1 pseudogene is annotated in these 463 nt (G+C 40.8%); it reads right to left on the reverse strand.

Features of this window, described 5'->3' with window-relative positions:
• Nucleotides 1-337: 337 nt before the first annotated feature.
• Nucleotides 338-463, reverse strand: a pseudogene (locus J8L98_RS24990) (alpha-amylase family glycosyl hydrolase); the annotation flags it as partial.

A 463-nucleotide genomic window follows, 5' to 3' on the forward strand; every position in this document is an offset into this window, starting at 1 on the left:
GTCTGTTGATCAAACCCTTTGAAAAAAGTAGAAAGATAATACAGCTCAGGCTTACCCTCTGCCGCTTTACGATGCGCTAAATATAAATTACGGGACAGGCACATAATTGCAGTGCAGCAACATTTAGAGTTACGGGACACATTTAGAGTTACGGGACAGGCACATAATTGCAGCAACAACAGGGCAGGAAAATAATTGTACATTCACCATTACAAGCCACGTGCAATCTAGAAGCACACTAGTAACTTCATTCATAACACGGAAAGCAAAACAGCAAGCTGATGTGCTTGCTAGGTTCGTATTGATGTTTTTTGATATTCTATAGATAAAATACTGGTTACCCAGCTCCTTTGTACCATTTAACGTCATTCTTTGCCGCCTGTCGGCATAATGCGTGTTTACTCCCTGCAAAGTTTGCATATTGTCGTCTAAAGCTTTGTACCTGCTCTAACCATACCGTTTT

This window comes from Pseudoalteromonas sp. MMG013 (genome assembly GCF_018100885.1).
GTDB classification, from domain to species: Bacteria; Pseudomonadota; Gammaproteobacteria; order Enterobacterales; family Alteromonadaceae; genus Pseudoalteromonas; species Pseudoalteromonas aurantia.